This window comes from Nesterenkonia alba DSM 19423 (genome assembly GCF_000421745.1).
Taxonomy (GTDB): Bacteria; Actinomycetota; Actinomycetes; order Actinomycetales; family Micrococcaceae; genus Nesterenkonia; species Nesterenkonia alba.
In genome coordinates this window covers 180,492-195,443 of record NZ_ATXP01000002.1, presented here as the reverse complement: position 1 = coordinate 195,443, position 14,952 = coordinate 180,492, and the positions used below count along the sequence as shown (strand labels likewise).

General features: G+C 65.4%; 12 protein-coding genes. 10 read left to right on the top strand and 2 right to left on the bottom strand.

The window, feature by feature from the left end; translation table 11 throughout:
• The first annotated feature begins 67 nt into the window (after positions 1-67).
• The 10 genes from H578_RS0102650 (at position 68) to H578_RS0102600 (ending at position 13,319) form a co-directional block, all read left to right on the top strand.
• Entirely contained in the window at positions 68-3,625 is a 3,558-nt protein-coding gene (locus tag H578_RS0102650) for a bifunctional proline dehydrogenase/L-glutamate gamma-semialdehyde dehydrogenase (RefSeq protein ID WP_022872163.1), read from the top strand.
• A 50-nt stretch (positions 3,626-3,675) separates the two neighbouring features.
• Entirely contained in the window at positions 3,676-5,145 is a 1,470-nt protein-coding gene (locus H578_RS0102645) for an amidohydrolase (RefSeq protein ID WP_022872162.1), read from the top strand.
• 129 nt (positions 5,146-5,274) lie between these two features.
• A complete protein-coding gene (locus H578_RS0102640) occupies positions 5,275-6,354 on the top strand; it encodes a FecCD family ABC transporter permease (RefSeq protein WP_022872161.1) in 1,080 nt (359 codons plus the stop codon).
• The gene (locus H578_RS0102635; protein ID WP_022872160.1) at positions 6,351-7,421 is read left to right on the top strand and encodes a FecCD family ABC transporter permease; all 1,071 of its coding nucleotides are present in this window, start codon (positions 6,351-6,353) and stop codon (positions 7,419-7,421) included. The genes H578_RS0102640 and H578_RS0102635 overlap by 4 nt, the downstream gene beginning before the upstream one ends.
• Positions 7,418-8,233 (top strand): ABC transporter ATP-binding protein, encoded by an 816-nt coding sequence (locus H578_RS0102630; protein ID WP_022872159.1) that lies wholly within the window; start codon positions 7,418-7,420, stop codon positions 8,231-8,233. Before H578_RS0102635 ends, H578_RS0102630 begins: the two co-directional genes overlap by 4 nt.
• A 47-nt stretch (positions 8,234-8,280) precedes the next feature.
• A complete protein-coding gene (locus H578_RS12755; protein ID WP_022872158.1) occupies positions 8,281-9,339 on the top strand; it encodes an iron-siderophore ABC transporter substrate-binding protein in 1,059 nt (352 codons plus the stop codon).
• Positions 9,339-10,328 carry a siderophore-interacting protein gene (locus H578_RS0102620; protein ID WP_022872157.1) on the top strand — a complete coding sequence of 330 codons (990 nt, stop codon included), beginning with the start codon at positions 9,339-9,341 and terminating at the stop codon, positions 10,326-10,328. The genes H578_RS12755 and H578_RS0102620 overlap by 1 nt, the downstream gene beginning before the upstream one ends.
• 31 nt (positions 10,329-10,359) lie before the next feature.
• Positions 10,360-11,727 (top strand): 23S rRNA (adenine(2503)-C(2))-methyltransferase RlmN, encoded by a 1,368-nt coding sequence (rlmN, locus tag H578_RS0102615; RefSeq protein ID WP_051130745.1) that lies wholly within the window; start codon positions 10,360-10,362, stop codon positions 11,725-11,727.
• A gap of 2 nt (positions 11,728-11,729) precedes the next feature.
• Positions 11,730-12,089, top strand: a complete 360-nt coding sequence (locus H578_RS0102610) for a DUF3817 domain-containing protein (protein ID WP_028463866.1) — start codon at positions 11,730-11,732, stop codon at positions 12,087-12,089.
• A 348-nt stretch (positions 12,090-12,437) separates the two neighbouring features.
• Positions 12,438-13,319 (top strand): hypothetical protein, encoded by an 882-nt coding sequence (locus H578_RS0102600; RefSeq protein WP_022872153.1) that lies wholly within the window; start codon positions 12,438-12,440, stop codon positions 13,317-13,319.
• Between the two features lie 37 nt (positions 13,320-13,356).
• Here the strand turns inward: H578_RS0102600 and H578_RS0102595 are convergent, their stop codons facing one another.
• Both H578_RS0102595 and modA read right to left on the bottom strand, forming a co-directional pair.
• Complete coding sequence (locus tag H578_RS0102595; RefSeq protein WP_022872152.1) at positions 13,357-14,154, bottom strand: ABC transporter permease; 798 nt, start codon at positions 14,152-14,154, stop codon at positions 13,357-13,359.
• The gene (gene modA, locus H578_RS0102590; protein ID WP_022872151.1) at positions 14,151-14,948 is read right to left on the bottom strand and encodes a molybdate ABC transporter substrate-binding protein; all 798 of its coding nucleotides are present in this window, start codon (positions 14,946-14,948) and stop codon (positions 14,151-14,153) included. Before modA ends, H578_RS0102595 begins: the two co-directional genes overlap by 4 nt.
• Positions 14,949-14,952 lie beyond the last annotated feature (4 nt).

The following is a 14,952-nucleotide window of genomic DNA, read 5'->3' as shown; positions in this document are numbered from 1 at the left end:
CGTTCCCGCTCCGGGGGCGGTTCACTGGGACCAACTGTTGCCACCGACCGTCCGAGGGGATCACCACATGGTTGCCATCGCCGCACGCCAGGAACTCGACCAGCTCACCGACCAGGCCGTAGAGAAAGTCGCCCACTGGCTGGAGGAGACCCAGCGTGCCGGAGTGAAGCCCCACGCCTCCGCCCAGCGGCTCTCCGCAGTGCTCGCTCACCCCACGGGCCTGGATTTCACCGTCGGTTTCGTGGATCGGGTGATCCGCACTGAGGACACCAAAGCCGCCGCCGGGGCGCTCAAGGAACTCGGCGAACTCGCCCCCGACACCCTGGATGCTCTGGATCTCGCCCAGATCAACGCCGGTTCCGCCCTGGGCAAGTTATTGCCCGACGTCGTCGTCCCCGCCGCCCGGAAACGCATGCGTTCGATGGTGGGCCACATGGTGGTCGATGCCCGCGACAAACAATTCGGCAAAGCCGTGGCGAAGATTAAACAGCAGGGCAACCGGCTGAACATCAACCTGCTCGGCGAAGCCGTCCTCGGTGAAGAGGAGGCTGCCAAACACCTCGAGGACACGGTCCGGTTGTTGCGTCGCGACGACGTCGACTACGTCTCCATCAAGGTCTCCTCCATCGCTAGCCAGATTTCGATGTGGGGCTTCGAGGAGACGGTTAACTACGTGGTGGAACGGCTCATCCCGCTCTACACCGAGGCCGCCACAGCCCCGGTGGGCTCGAAGTTCATCAACCTGGACATGGAGGAGTACCAGGACCTGCGGCTGACCATCGCGGTGTTCAAACGCCTGTTGGCCATGCCGCAGATGAAGAACTACGAAGCCGGGATTGTCATCCAGGCCTACCTGCCGGATGCACTCGCCTCGGTGATGGAGCTGACGGAGTTCGCTAATGAGCGGGTCGACGCCGGCGGCGCGGGGATCAAGATCCGGCTGGTCAAAGGGGCCAACCTGGCCATGGAGAGCGTCCACGCCGAGATCCACGACTGGCCCCGGGTGACCTGCGAGTCCAAAGAGGCCACCGACGCGAACTACAAACTGGTGCTGCACTGGCTGCTCACCCCTGAACGGATGCGCGGAGTCCGGCTCGGCGTAGCCGGTCACAACCTCTTCGACATTGCCTTCGCTCATCTGCTGGGTCTGAAGCGCGGGGTCCACAACACCGAAGGCGCAGACCGACTCGAGTTCGAGATGCTGCAGGGCATGGCCGCTGAGCAACAGGTCGCGGTGCGGCAAGACGTCGGACAGCTGCTGCTCTACGTGCCCGCTGTGCGTCCCGAAGAGTTCGACGTCGCCATCTCGTATCTGGTACGCCGACTTGAGGAAAACGCCGCCAGCGAGAACTTCATGTCCGGTATCTTCGACCTCTACCCAGGCTCCGATGTCTTCCGGCGAGAAGAAGGCCGCTTCCGCGCCTCGGTGGAAACCCTCACGCGTCGCCTCGAAGTGGAAGGACACACCCCGCCCCGGCCGCAGCACACCCAGGATCGTCTCGCCGAAGAGCACCAGCCGCTGCCCGACCGCAGCACCGGGGCTTTACCGGAGTTCGCCAACGAACCTGACACCAACCCAGCACTGGAGGCCAACCAGCGGTGGGCCGAGCACATCACTGAGCTGGCCGCCACCGAAGGGTGGTTGCAAAGCCAGCCGGTGCCGCCGACGATCACCGCTGAGGACATCGACCCGCTGGTCGCCGGAGCCCGCCAGGCCGCGGCTGAATGGGCCGCGCGGCCAGCGGAGGAACGTGCCCGGATCCTCTACGCGGCAGCTGACATCATGGCCGCCCGGCGAGGCCGGCTCATCGCCCTCGCCGCAGCAGAGGTGGGCAAATCCATTGCCCAGACCGACCCGGAAGTCTCCGAGGCCATCGACTTCGCCCGCTACTACGCCCATAGCGCATTGAAGCTTGAGCACGTCCGGCATGCTCGCTTCACCCCGGACAAGCTGGCCCTCATCACCCCGCCATGGAACTTCCCCCTAGCCATTCCCTTCGGTGGGACGGTGGCGGCCCTGGCGGCCGGGGCCGCGGTCATTCACAAACCCTCCAACCCCACCCCCCACTGCTCTATGGCACTGCTGGAGTGCCTCTGGGACGCTGGAGTGCCCCGAGAGGTGCTCCACGGGGTCTACCCCTTTGAGGGGGAGGCGGGGAAGAAACTGGTCACCCACGACGGCGTCGACCGAGTCATCCTCACCGGCGCCTCGGAGACCGCCGCGCTGTTCCGCTCCTGGAAGCCGACCTTGAACATCAACGCCGAGACCTCAGGGAAGAACGCCCTGATCGTCACCCCCGCGGCCGACCGGGATCTGGCAGTGGCCGACCTGGTCTACTCTGCTTTCGGCCACGCCGGACAGAAGTGTTCGGCCGCTTCCCTGGGCATTCTGGTCGGCAGCGTGTACCGCTCGGAGCGGTTCCGCCGCCAGCTCATCGACGCCGCCAGCTCCCTGGTGGTCGACTGGCCCACCAACCTCTCGGCCACAGTCGGACCACTGACCGAGGACCCCTCGGAGAAGCTGCACCGGGCCCTGACCAGCCTGGAACCAGGAGAGAAGTGGCTGCTGGAGCCCAAGCAGCTCGATGACACCGGCAAACTCTGGAGCCCCGGCATTAAGACCGGGGTCAAACCCGGTAGTTTCTTCCACCTCACCGAAGTATTCGGACCCGTGCTGGGTTTGATGGAGGCGAAGAACCTCGACGAGGCCATCAGCCTGCAGAACCAGGTGGACTACGGGCTCACCGGGGGCATCCACTCCTTGGAAACCGCAGAGGTCGAACAGTGGCTGGACCAGGTTGAGGTCGGCAACGCCTACGTCAACCGGGGTATCACCGGTGCCATCGTGCAACGGCAATCCTTCGGCGGATGGAAGAAATCCTCCGTGGGGCTGGGCTCCAAGGCCGGTGGCCCCAACTACGTGATGCTTTTTGGCACCTGGGAGGACGACGCCGACACCGGCCGTACTCCGCCGCCGGAGACGACCAACTCAACAGTCGCCGAGCTGCTGCAGGCCGTCGAAGGTGAGCAGCTGCTCACAGCAGAGGATCTGAAGTGGCTGCAGATCGCCGTCGCCGACGATGCCCGCGCCTGGAACGATGAGTTCGGTGTGGCCAAGGACCACACTGGGATCTCCGCAGAGGCCAATATCTTCCGGTACTTGCCGGAATCGGTGGTGCTGCGCATCGCCCACGACGCCGAACCTCACCATGTGCTCCGAGTCCTCGCCGCAGCAGCCGCGGCGGGTTCGCCGGTGGAGATCTCCCTGGAGAAGAAGGCCGAGCGTGCCACCAAGAAGGCGGTCAAGACCGCAGCCAAGGTGCTCTCCATCGGCGTGGAGAAGAACGAATCCGAATCGGACTTCGCCGCAGCACTGGCCCGCGGCAAGCTAGACCGCGGCGTGGGAGTGCGGGTGCGTGCGGTGGGTACTGTCACCGAGGACGTCTTCGAGCAGATCGCGGCCCGCCCGGAGGTCGCACTCCTCGATGACCCGGTGACCGCCTCCGGTCGGGTCGAACTGCGCCACTGGGTGAAAGAACAGGCCGTATCCATGACCTTGCACCGCTTCGGCAACCCGTCTCGCCGCTTCCACGACCTTGCCCAGCGGCTCAAAGGCACCTACTAGCTCGAGCTGCTTTAGCTCATTCTGCCCAGTTCTGATGAAGTGGTGCCCATATGAGTCCCCGTGATGCGATCGTGGTGAAGAACACCCGGGTCCCCGGGGCCGGGCATGCAGTGGATGTGCTTATCACCGGCGGCCGAATAGAGCGCATGAGCCCAGCCGGGACGATCCGAGGCGAAGCAGGGCGCACCCTAGATGCCGATGGCCGGTGGATGTTGCCGGGGATGTGGGATCACCATGTGCACTTCACTCAGTGGGTGATTCGCCGCCAACGAGTGGACTTAACAACCACCAGCAGTGCCGCTGAGGTACTCAGCGTGGTGCAGAGAAGTCTTCGCACTGACTCGCGGCGGCTGGTGGGTTTTGGCTTCCGTGACGGGCTGTGGCCCGACCAACCCAGCCTGGCCGCCCTGGACGCCGTCAGTGGGGACATTCCGGTTGCGCTCATTGCCGCAGACTTGCACTGCATGTGGCTCAACACCGCTGCCCAGCGACTCGCCGGAGTGCAGACCGACCCCTCCGGGGTGCTGCGGGAGGCCGCCTCCTTCGCCGTGATGGACCGATTCGGCAGTGTGGAGGACCTCACCCTGGCCGACTACGTGCAGACCGAGCGCGCCGCGGCAGCTAGGGGAGTGGTCGGCGTCGTGGACTTTGAAAACGCGGAGAACCTCACCCAGTGGCCCCAGCGGTGGCGTGGGGGAGTCGACCTGCTGCGGGTCCGGGCCGCCATCTGGCCGCAATTTCTCACCGAAGCGATCAGTGCCGGGCGGCGTACCGGAGACGTGCTGACCGGAGGAGTCACCGTCGGGCCACTGAAGGTGATCTCCGACGGGTCGCTGAACACCCGCACCGCCTGGTGCGACGAGCCCTACGCTGGCCTGGACCCAGCGGATCCACAGGCCTGCGGCGGACCCACAGTGCCGCCCCAGCAGGTGCGGGCACTGATGGAACGCGCCACAGTCGCCGGGATCGAGGTGGCTATCCATGCGATCGGTGACCGGGCCAACGCCGAGGTGCTCGATGCCTTCGCCGCCACCTCCGCTGGGGGCAGTGTGGAACATGCCCAATTACTGCGGAGGGAGGATGCCCCACGGTTCGCACAGCTGGGGGTGACCGCCAGTGTGCAGCCTGAACACGCCATGGACGATCGAGACGTCGCCGAGGCTTACTGGCCCGGCCGTACCCACCGGGCCTTCCCCTTGGCGCGCCTCCGCGATGCGGCGGTTACCCTGAGGTTTGGTTCCGACGCGCCGGTCTCACCACTGGATCCGTGGATACAGATCGCCGCTGCTGTGATCCGCAGCCGGGACGGACGTGAGTCCTGGCACCCCGAACAGCGTCTGGATCGCCACACCGCCCTGGCAGCCAGCACCGGCGGGCGAACCACCTTGCAGGAAGGTGACGAGGCCGACCTCATCCTCATTGAGGCCGACCCACTGAGCTGCCCCGAGGATCAGCTACGGAGCATGCCGGTCGCCCTCACACTGCTAGCCGGTCGGATCACCCACAGCACTCTGGTGTAGGAATCGCCACACAGGGGTTCCCGATTGCGCTTTGCCTCGGATAGGTCTACCTTATGGAGGTCGTTAATATTCAGTCAGCCCTGCGTGAGGTAATCGCGCTGTAGAGCTGTTCCGTAAGGGGATACGCCCGTGACCACCGAGATCGCGCAGCACCGGCTGCCTTCGGCCCCACCGAAGAGATCTGGCACCCCACGATCCGGCAGCCGGCAGCAGGTCGGCGTCGTGCTCAGCGGAATGCTCCTGTTGGCCGTGCTGTGTGTAGCCAGCCTGCTGACCGGCTCCGGTGATATCCCCGCCGCCCGAGTGCTGAGCACACTGAGCCAATGGGCCACCGACGGACTCACCGATCCGGACACCACCGAGCTGCTCATCATCGAACGCCGTCTGCCACGAACCCTCCTGGCGGTGCTGGTCGGCGCCGGGCTCGGGGCCGCGGGGGTGCTCATGCAGGCGATGACCCGCAATCCCTTGGCCGACCCCGGGCTGCTGGGGGTCAACGCCGGTGCCTACACCGCGGTGGTCTTCGGCTCAGCAGTCCTAGGTGTCACCGTCGGGGCCTCCCATGTGTGGTTGGCGGTCGTCGGAGCGCTGGTGACCGCTGTGGCGGTTTACATCATCGGCACCAGCGGGGCAATGGCCGGTAGCCCCGCCAAACTCGTCCTCACCGGGGTCGCCATCGGGGCAGTGCTCTCCGGTGTGAGTTTCGCAGTGACACTGGCGATGCCCGAGGTCTTCGACCAAGTCCGGTTCTGGTCCGCCGGCTCCCTGCAGGGTCGTGGTTTCACCGAAGTCACCGCCGTCCTTCCGTTTCTGGCTGCGGGTCTGCTCATCGCCCTGGCGCTGCCGCGGGCACTGAACGCTTTGTCCCTCGGCGACGACGCCGCCGTCGCCTTGGGAGCTCGCCCCGGCCTGACCCGTTTGGTGGGTCTCGCGGCGGTCACCCTGCTGTGCGGGGCCGCCACAGCTGCCGCCGGCCCCGTCTCCTTCATCGGGCTGATGGTGCCGCACGCGTTGCGGATGCTCTTCGGCCCCGACCACCGGTGGCTCATCCCCGTCAGCGTGCTGGCTGCGCCGATCCTGCTGCTCACCGCCGACATCCTCGGCCGGATCATCGTCACCGCCGAACTGCCTGCCGGTGTGGTGACCGCCTTCCTCGGCGCCCCGGTGTTGATCTGGCTGACCCGTCGCAAGGCGGTGAAGAACCTATGAGCGTACCGACCACCGCTGCGCTCTTCCGCCCCGGTACCCGACCGGTCCGCGTCCGAGGGTTCAGTGGCTGGCTCAATACCCGGGCGGTACTGGTCACCCTGGGCTTGCTGATCGCCGCCGCCGTAGTGGCCTGGTGGAACATGGTCAGCGGCTCGGCCAGCATTACCGCCGCTGAGACGCTGGACGCGTTGCTCGGCCAGGCGGATGAGGGCACCACCCGGGTGGTGCGTCAATGGCGGGCCCCGCGGGTGGTGTTCACCCTGCTCGGCGGTGCGGCCCTGGCCTTAGCCGGGGCGGTCTTCCAATCCCAGACCCGCAACCCCTTAGGGAGTCCAGACATCATCGGATTCTCCACCGGGGCCTATACCGGGGCGCTGCTGGTCGCCGCTGCCGGGGCCACCGGGATGTGGGCCACTCCAGTGGGGGCGATCCTCGGGGGACTCGGCACCGGAACCCTGGTCTACCTCTTGGCGTGGAAACGGGGAGTCTCCGGCCTGCGGATCATCCTGGTCGGTATCGGGGTGAGCATCTTTTTAGGTTCCTTCAACACCTACCTGGTCACCATGCTGGACTTAGAGGCCGCCATGGCGGTGGCCACCTGGGGTGCAGGGTCGGTCAATGACATCACCTGGGCGCATGTGCTCCCTCTGTTGGCGATCACCGTGATCTGCCTGCCGGTAATGCTTGGGCACGCTCAGGACATGCGTCTGATGGAGATGGGCGACGACGCCGCCGCGGGACTTGGCATCCGACTGGAACGGGTGCGCCTGGTCCAGTTCACGGCCGGAATTCTCCTGGTGGCCGTGGTCACTGCAGCAGCCGGGCCCATTGCCTTCATTGCCCTGGTGGCACCCCAACTGGCCCTACGGTTGACCGCTGCCCCGTCGGTCCAATTGCTACCGGCGGCGGCCATGGGAGCTGTGCTGCTGACGATCTCCGATGCCGTCGCCCGGGCCTCCGCGATGCCTGTGAATCTACCCGTGGGTGTCATCACTCTCATCCTCGGCGGTGCCTACCTCGTCTGGCTGCTCATCAGCCTGGGTCAGAAGAAGGGAACCTCCTCATGACAACGACTGCCACTCCTGTCACCCCTGTGGAACACCGACTGGCTGCTGAGAACATCACCGCCGGCTATGACCAGCGCACGGTGCTCCGCGAGCTGGACCTCCACATTCCGGAGGGTTCCTTCACTGTCATCATCGGGCCCAACGCCTGCGGTAAATCCACGTTGTTACGCAGTCTTGCCCGGCTCATTCGCCCAGCCTCCGGCCAGGTGCTGCTTGACGGGGCTGCGATCACGACCCTGCCCACCAAGCAGCTGGCCCGCACGGTGGGGCTGCTGCCCCAGACCTCGGTCGCCCCGGAAGGCATTACCGTGGCCGATCTGGTCTCCCGCGGGCGGCACCCCCACCAGAGCCTGCTCAAACGGTGGGGACGGGAGGATGAAGCCGCCGTGCGTGAGGCCCTGGAGGTCACTGGCACCACAGAGTTGGCTACCCGCGCGGTGGATGAGCTCTCCGGTGGACAGCGGCAGCGCACCTGGATCGCTATGGCGTTGGCCCAGCAGACCCCCATCCTGTTGCTGGATGAACCCACCACCTACCTGGACATTGCACACCAGATCGAAGTTCTCGAACTGTGCACCCAACTGCAGCGTGAAGGCCGCACCCTCGTGGCGGTTCTCCACGACCTCAACCAGGCGCTGCGCTACGCCACCCACGTGGTGGCCATGCGCGATGGCGAGATCATCGCCCAAGGCGCCCCCGAGACCACCGGCACCGCAGGCCTCGTCGAGGATGTTTTCGGCGTCGCCGCCCGGGTCATTCAGGACCCGGAGACCGGCCGGCCGCTGGTGATCCCCAAAGCCTCACCCAAGTGATCGCACCACAGATCCGTCCACCTTCCCCTCACGTTAAGGAGACCCCTATGAAGACCCCGATCCTGCCTGTCACCGCGCTGGTAGCTGCCGCGGCCCTGGCCCTGACCGCCTGCAACGGCGATACCGACGACGACGCCGAAGCCACCGGGACCAATGACGTCGCCGGTGCGAGCGGTGAGGACTCAGCCGAGACGGATGAGGATGTGCTCGCCGTCGTCGACCACATGTACGGTCCCACGGAAATTCCCGCACCCGAGGACGGAGATCTGCGCGTTGTGGCCCTGGGGTGGTCGGATGCCGAAATCGCCCTGGCCCTCGGGGTCGAACCCATCGCCGTGCACGATTGGCTCGGCTTCGGGGAGGAGAACCACGGCGTGGGCCCCTGGGCTGCAGACCTGGTCACCGGGGACCCGGATGTCATCCCACGCAGTGACGGAGACATCGACTACGAACTCATCCAGTCCCTGGAGCCCGATGTCATCCTCAACGTCAACTCCGGCTATGAGGAGGACGAATACAACCGGCTCAACGACATCGCCCCCACGGTCTCCGGACCAGAAGGGGCCGAAAACTTCAACCCCGGCTGGGAGGACCACACCCGCCTGGTCGCCGAGGCCCTGGGACTCGCCGAGGAAGGCGAACAGCTCGTGGCCGACACCCAGGCCCAGATCGACGAGGTCCGCCAGGCCCACCCGGAGTTCGAAGGTGTAGAAGCCATCACTGGCTCCAAGTTCGGTGAAGCCTACGGACTCAGCTACTCCGGGGATATGCGCTGGGACATCATCGAGCTGCTTGGGTTCCAGATGTACGGACCCGCGGCGGACATGGAACCCAACCAAGGGTTCTTCGCCGATGTGTCCGAAGAGCAGGTCGAAGTCTTCGACGCCGATGTGGCCGTGCTCTTCCCCATCGGCTACACCCTCGAAGACCTCGCATCTGACCCGCTCATCAGCTCACTCGACGTCGTCGCCGAGGACCGGGCGGTATTGCTGGACCCGGAGGACGACCTCGTGCAGGCCTTCAGCGCGGGCAGTCCGCTGAGCATCGAACTGGTGCTCGAGGAACTCACCCCGCAGCTGGCCGAGGCCGTGGAGAACCTGGACTGATGGCCCAGGCCACTTCCGCCGCTACCCGTGCGGCCACCCGTGCTTACCGCACGGAGGTTGTGCGGGTGCAGCGGCTCTCCGAGCATTTTCTGCGCATCACAGTCACCGGTGAGGACCTTGTTCACTTCGGCCCCCAACAGACTGCTGGACAACAGGTGGAGACCCTGCCCGCCTGGGACCAGCGGATCAAGCTGTTTCTGCCCCGGGCCGACGGCAGCTACCCAGAGCTGGGGCTCTTCGCCGATCCGCCGGCGTCGATCATGCAGTGGTACACCGCCTGGCGCCAGCTGGACGACACTGACCGCAACCCCATCCGTACTTACACGGTGCGGGCTATCCGGCCGCAGGTACCTGAAGTCGACATCGACTTCGTCATCCACACAGAGGCCGACGGTTCCACAGGCCCGGCCGCCGGGTGGGCGGTGGAAGCGGCGCCAGGTGACGAGCTCATCGTCATCGGCCCGGACCGCCGGGCCGAGGTCCCCGGGGGTGGCATCGACTTCACCCCGGGCAGTGCCCGGCACCTCCTCTTAGCTGGGGACGAGACCGCAGTCCCGGCGCTGTGTGCCATCCTCGAGGCACTCCCTGCCGACTACACCGGCCACGCCTACCTCGAGGTGCCCACAGCCGATGACGTGCTGGGGGTGGAGACCGGCTCCGGTGTCCTGGTGCACTGGCTACCCCGTGACGGTGCCGAACTGGGAACGCGGTTGACGACCGCTGTGCAGCACTGGGCCCAGACCCGCCAGCAGCAGTCCAGCCAGCAGCCTGCCAGGGACCGGGAGTCCGGCCAACAGCTGCCCGAGGTGGACGCTGAGGGGATCCTCTGGGAGACCGCGACCCCGGAAGGCTACGGCGAATACGCCTGGCTGGCCGGGGAGGCCGGGGTCATCACCGGGCTGCGCCGCTACCTGGTGAAGGAGGTGGGACTGAGTCGGGAGCAGGTCTCCTTTATGGGCTACTGGCGGCAAGGTCGTCCCGGCGCCTGAGGGTGGTGCCTGGCATGGGACAATGGTGAAGATGTCTGAGAAACCCGCTACGCCGTCGTCGTCCGCATCTTCTGTTCCTGAAGTGCCGCCGCGGGGCTCAGCACGCCCGCAGGTCAAACCTCGGGCTGAAGGCTGGACGCAGGCGGTCGACGCCGAGGGTCGGCCCAAGCTGCAGTTCGCCCAGTCCACGCGGGTCAAACAGCCGCCCACACACCTGGCTGACCTGACCCTGGATGAACGCGTCGCCAAAGCCAAGGAGCTGGGATTGCCCGGGTTTCGTGCCAAGCAGCTCAGCGTCCACTACTTCCAGCACTACACCACGGACCCAGCGGAGATGACAGACTTGCCGGCTGAGACCCGTGAACAACTGGTCGCCGAGTTTCTGCCTCCGCTGCTGACCGAGGTGCGGCGGCTGAGGACCGACGACGGCGCCACCATCAAGTTCCTCTGGCGGCTCTTCGATGGTGCCCTCGTGGAGTCGGTGCTGATGCGCTACCGGAATCGGATCACCCTGTGCATCTCATCCCAATGCGGTTGCGGGATGAACTGTCCTTTCTGTGCCACCGGCCAGAACGGGCTGACCCGGAATATGTCTGCAGCCGAGATCGTCGACCAGATTGTCCAGGCCAACCGGGTGATCGCCGCAGGCGAACTCAACGTTCAGTACGACGACGACACCACCGTTGGGTTAGGTGATGAGGTCGCCTTCGCCGAAGGTGAGTCGGATATTTCCGCGGTGAAGCAAGGACAAGCCCAGACGGCGGCGTCGGCGGTTTCCGCCTCGGAGAAAACCGGGCCTCAGCGTGTTTCCAACATCGTCTTCATGGGGATGGGAGAACCGTTGGCCAACTACAAGCGTGTGATGAATGCCGTGCGCCGGATGATCGACCCGGCGCCAGAAGGTCTGGGGATGTCCGCCCGTGGGATCACCATCTCCACAGTGGGTCTGGTCCCAGCGATCCGGAAGCTCGCTGCCGAAGACCTGCCGATCACCTTCGCGTTGAGCCTGCACGCCCCTGATGATGAGCTGCGCGATGAGCTGATCCCGGTGAACTCCCGGTGGAAGGCGGATGAAGCCATCGATGCCGCTTATGAGTACTACCAGAAGACGGGCCGCCGGGTGAGCATCGAGTACGCGCTCATCAAGGATATGAACGACCACCCCTGGCGGGCTGACCTGCTGGCGGAGAAGCTCAACGCCCGCGGACGTGGTTGGGTCCACGTCAACCCCATCCCGCTGAACCCCACGCCGAACTCGGTGTGGACCAGTTCGGAACCGGCGGTGATGCGCGAATTCATCCGTCGGCTCAATGACGCCGGAGTCCCCACCACGCTGCGGGATACCCGAGGTAAAGAAATCGACGGCGCCTGCGGCCAGCTCGCAGCGTCAGAAAGTTGATGATGCAACCAACAGCTTGGCAGACATTGATGCGCGTAGCCTTCCACGTGGTGGCCATTGTGGAGGCCATCACCTGGGCCGGATTGCTCTGGGCGATGTACGCCCGGTATGTACTCGACGACGACGGCCCCATGGAGTTTTGGGGGATCACTCACGGCATAGCGTTCATCGTCTTTTGCGTAGTGGCCACGGTGGCGTGGTTCACCTTCCGGTGGAAATTCTGGGTCTGGGTCGTGGCGATCCTCATGGCGGTCCCACCGCTGATGACCGTCCCACTGGAGATCTGGTACCACCGCACCGGCAAACTGAAACCCCAGACGCACCGGGCGGGCCCGCAGCCGGCTGAGACGGTGCAGAGCTAGTCTTCGGCGGTTTCGGTTTCGGCCCGCTGCAGGCGCTGCCGCCGGTGCAGGATCCACGCGGCGAACAGCACCGTTGGAATCAACAGCCACCAGGGAGCGCCGGGTATATCGGCGAAACCCAACTGTGGATCGATGTGTACCGCAACGAGTGCATCACCGTGTCGTGACGTGTGCCGTGTCCTGAGAGTTCTCAGGAGGGCAAGCGCCTCTGGGTGCTCCCTGCACACCGGCGATGAGGCACCTGGAGGTGGCGTTACGATCCGGCAACGTCTGTGCCTCCAGGGTTGTCTGTCTGCTACCTCAAGAGAACTCTTGGAGGGGAGACCACCACCCAACAGGAGGAGTGTCATGAACGGGTATCGCGCAGCAGCCGCGTGGAGCATGGTGATGGCTTTAGGGCTTACCGCCTGTGGCGGGGAGGAGCTCGACGCCGAGGGCACTGAGACCCAGACGCCCCCGGATGAGACCGAACCTCAGGAGCCTGACGACACTCCGCAGGGCGACGGCGAGCAGACAGAGGACCAGTCAGAGACCGAGCAGCCGGAGACTACGGAGACCCCCGGCGATGCTGTGGACCATGACGGTTTGAGTCAGGCTGAAGAAGAGGATCTGCCCGGCGAACCCACTCAGAGCCAGTTCGCCGAGGAGGGCCATGAGACCACCTTTGTGGGCGTGCCCTTGACGGAGGATGAGGCCATTGCCTCCCACGTGCTGCCAGATAGCGACTCCGAGGTGCTCTTCGAGGAGTCTCCCAGTCCGCTGGCGGGCATCACCACCGGACGTGAACGCCTCCACGAGGACATCCACTGGGTGGAGCTTCAGATCCCCGAGGTCGGTTACGCCTGGTACGAGGCGGAGGTTTTGGGGTTTGTGGCCGCAGGATCGGTCGGCTGGCTCGTTGATGACCACGACGACGCCGAAATTCACAATCGCTTCAGCGTCACCGAGGACTTTGAGCTCACAGCAGCGGAGAACCCCGCCGATGCCGCCGAGCAGATCCGTGACCAAGTCGAGGAGCAGTCCGAAGCGGATGCGCACACGGTGTTAGTCAATGTCACCGAGGATGAGATCGAGTGGACGTTCGACCACGTCATGGAGGGTGAAGGCCCGGTGCTCGGTGAGCGTTACTATCTCCGGCTCCAAGAAGCTGATGGTCTCTACGATGTGGAAGCCGTAGAAGTCTCCACGCTCTGCGAGAACCCGCTCAGTGCGGAAGGGGAATGCGCCTAGGGTCAGGGTCGCAGCGGCAGCCGGATCAATGCCCGGATCAATGCACCGTCCGGCTGCGGCTATATGCCAGGGAGATGACCACCACGGCCACGGCGATCAGCAGTAAGGAAAGCGCGACGGCGGCGTCGGGGTCGGTCTCCCGCTGCAGGTAGATCTCCAGCGGCAGAGTCCGGGTGACCCCCTGCTGGCTGCCGGCAAAGGCCAGTGTGGCTCCGAATTCGCCGAGGCTCCGGGCGAAGGCGAGCACAGCCCCGGATATGAGTCCCGGCCCAATGAGCGGGAGGACCATGTGCCGCAGGATCCCAGTGCGGGAGGCGCCGTCAACAGTGGCGGCTTCTATGATCTCGGGGTCCATGCCGCGCACCGCGGTCTCCACACTGATAACCAGAAACGGCATGGAGACAAACGTCATCGCCAGCACCACGGCGAGGGAGGTGTAGGCCACTCGAATGCCGAAGAACTCTAAGGCCCCGGAGAGCATCCCCTGACTGCCGAAGGTGTACAGCAGAGCGAGCCCACCGACCACTGGCGGAAGCACCAGAGGGAGCAGGATGACCGAACGCACCACGGTCAAACCCCGGAAGCGGGCGTGGGCGAGCAATAAGGCTAACGGCACACCCAGCAGCAGGCACAGCACAGTGGCCACTAGTGCGGTCCATACCGAGAGGCGTAAGGCATCGAGAGAGGCTGGTGCGGTCAGCAGGGCGGGAAGTTCGGTCCACTTCAGCCGGCTCATCATCCCGATCACCGGTAGGAGGATCACCGCCGCGCCGAGCAGACCGGGGATCAGCACCCACCCCGGAGGGCGGGTCAGGGCACGGGTGGCGGTATTCACGCCGCGTCGTGCTCCTGGGGTTCGACGAAACCCGCTTCGGTGAGGATCTGTTGAGCCTGCTCATCGGTGAGGACGAAGTCGATGAATTCTTCGCCCGCTTCAGGCTCTGCGGCGTGGTCCACCACGGCGATGGGGTACAGGTTGGGATCCTCCTCGGCCCCCTCGATCTCGATCGCCTCCACCTCATCGCCAGCCTGTAAGGCATCGGTGGCATAGACCAGTCCGGCCTCGGCCTCCCCGTTGCGGACCCGGCCGAGCACATCGGTGACCGAGGTTTCCTCAGAGACCGGGGTGATCTGTACACCGGAGGCCTCAGTGATCCGCCCGGTAGCCGCCCCGCATGGCACCTGTTCGGCGCAGATGACGGTCTCAACGGCATCGTCACCGAGGTCTGCCAAGGACTGCACCCCTGCGGGATTGTCCGCCGGGGTGACGATGACCAGGTAGTTCTCGGCGAAGAGTGCAGGCTCACCGGCGATGAGGTCGCCCTCGACGGCCCGCTCCATCGTGGCCTCATCCGCAGTGGCGAGCACATCAGCAGGGGCGCCGTTCTCCAGCTGCTCCACCAGTCCGGAGGATCCCGCAACGTTGAAGGTGACCGCCGTGCCGGTCTCCTCGGTGTAGAGCTCGGCGATGTCCTCGAACACTTCATGGAGGCTCGCCGCGGCGAAGACGGTGATGGACTCGGCGGCGCCTTGGTCACGGGTGTCGCTGTCGGCGCATGCGGTCAGCAGCACCACTGCGGTGGTTGCTGCGGTGATTCGGGCTCGGGTGAGGTTCACAGTGTGGTCCATGGCC

Coding starts and splice junctions, on each gene's coding strand:
- H578_RS0102650 (WP_022872163.1), top strand. CDS start 68: ATGGTTGCCATCGCCGCACGCCAGGAACTCGACCAGCTCACCGACCAG.
- H578_RS0102600 (WP_022872153.1), top strand. CDS start 12,438: ATGAACGGGTATCGCGCAGCAGCCGCGTGGAGCATGGTGATGGCTTTA.
- modA (WP_022872151.1), bottom strand. CDS start 14,948: ATGGACCACACTGTGAACCTCACCCGAGCCCGAATCACCGCAGCAACC.
- H578_RS0102610 (WP_028463866.1), top strand. CDS start 11,730: ATGCAACCAACAGCTTGGCAGACATTGATGCGCGTAGCCTTCCACGTG.
- rlmN (WP_051130745.1), top strand. CDS start 10,360: ATGTCTGAGAAACCCGCTACGCCGTCGTCGTCCGCATCTTCTGTTCCT.
- H578_RS0102630 (WP_022872159.1), top strand. CDS start 7,418: ATGACAACGACTGCCACTCCTGTCACCCCTGTGGAACACCGACTGGCT.
- H578_RS0102635 (WP_022872160.1), top strand. CDS start 6,351: ATGAGCGTACCGACCACCGCTGCGCTCTTCCGCCCCGGTACCCGACCG.
- H578_RS12755 (WP_022872158.1), top strand. CDS start 8,281: ATGAAGACCCCGATCCTGCCTGTCACCGCGCTGGTAGCTGCCGCGGCC.
- H578_RS0102645 (WP_022872162.1), top strand. CDS start 3,676: ATGAGTCCCCGTGATGCGATCGTGGTGAAGAACACCCGGGTCCCCGGG.
- H578_RS0102620 (WP_022872157.1), top strand. CDS start 9,339: ATGGCCCAGGCCACTTCCGCCGCTACCCGTGCGGCCACCCGTGCTTAC.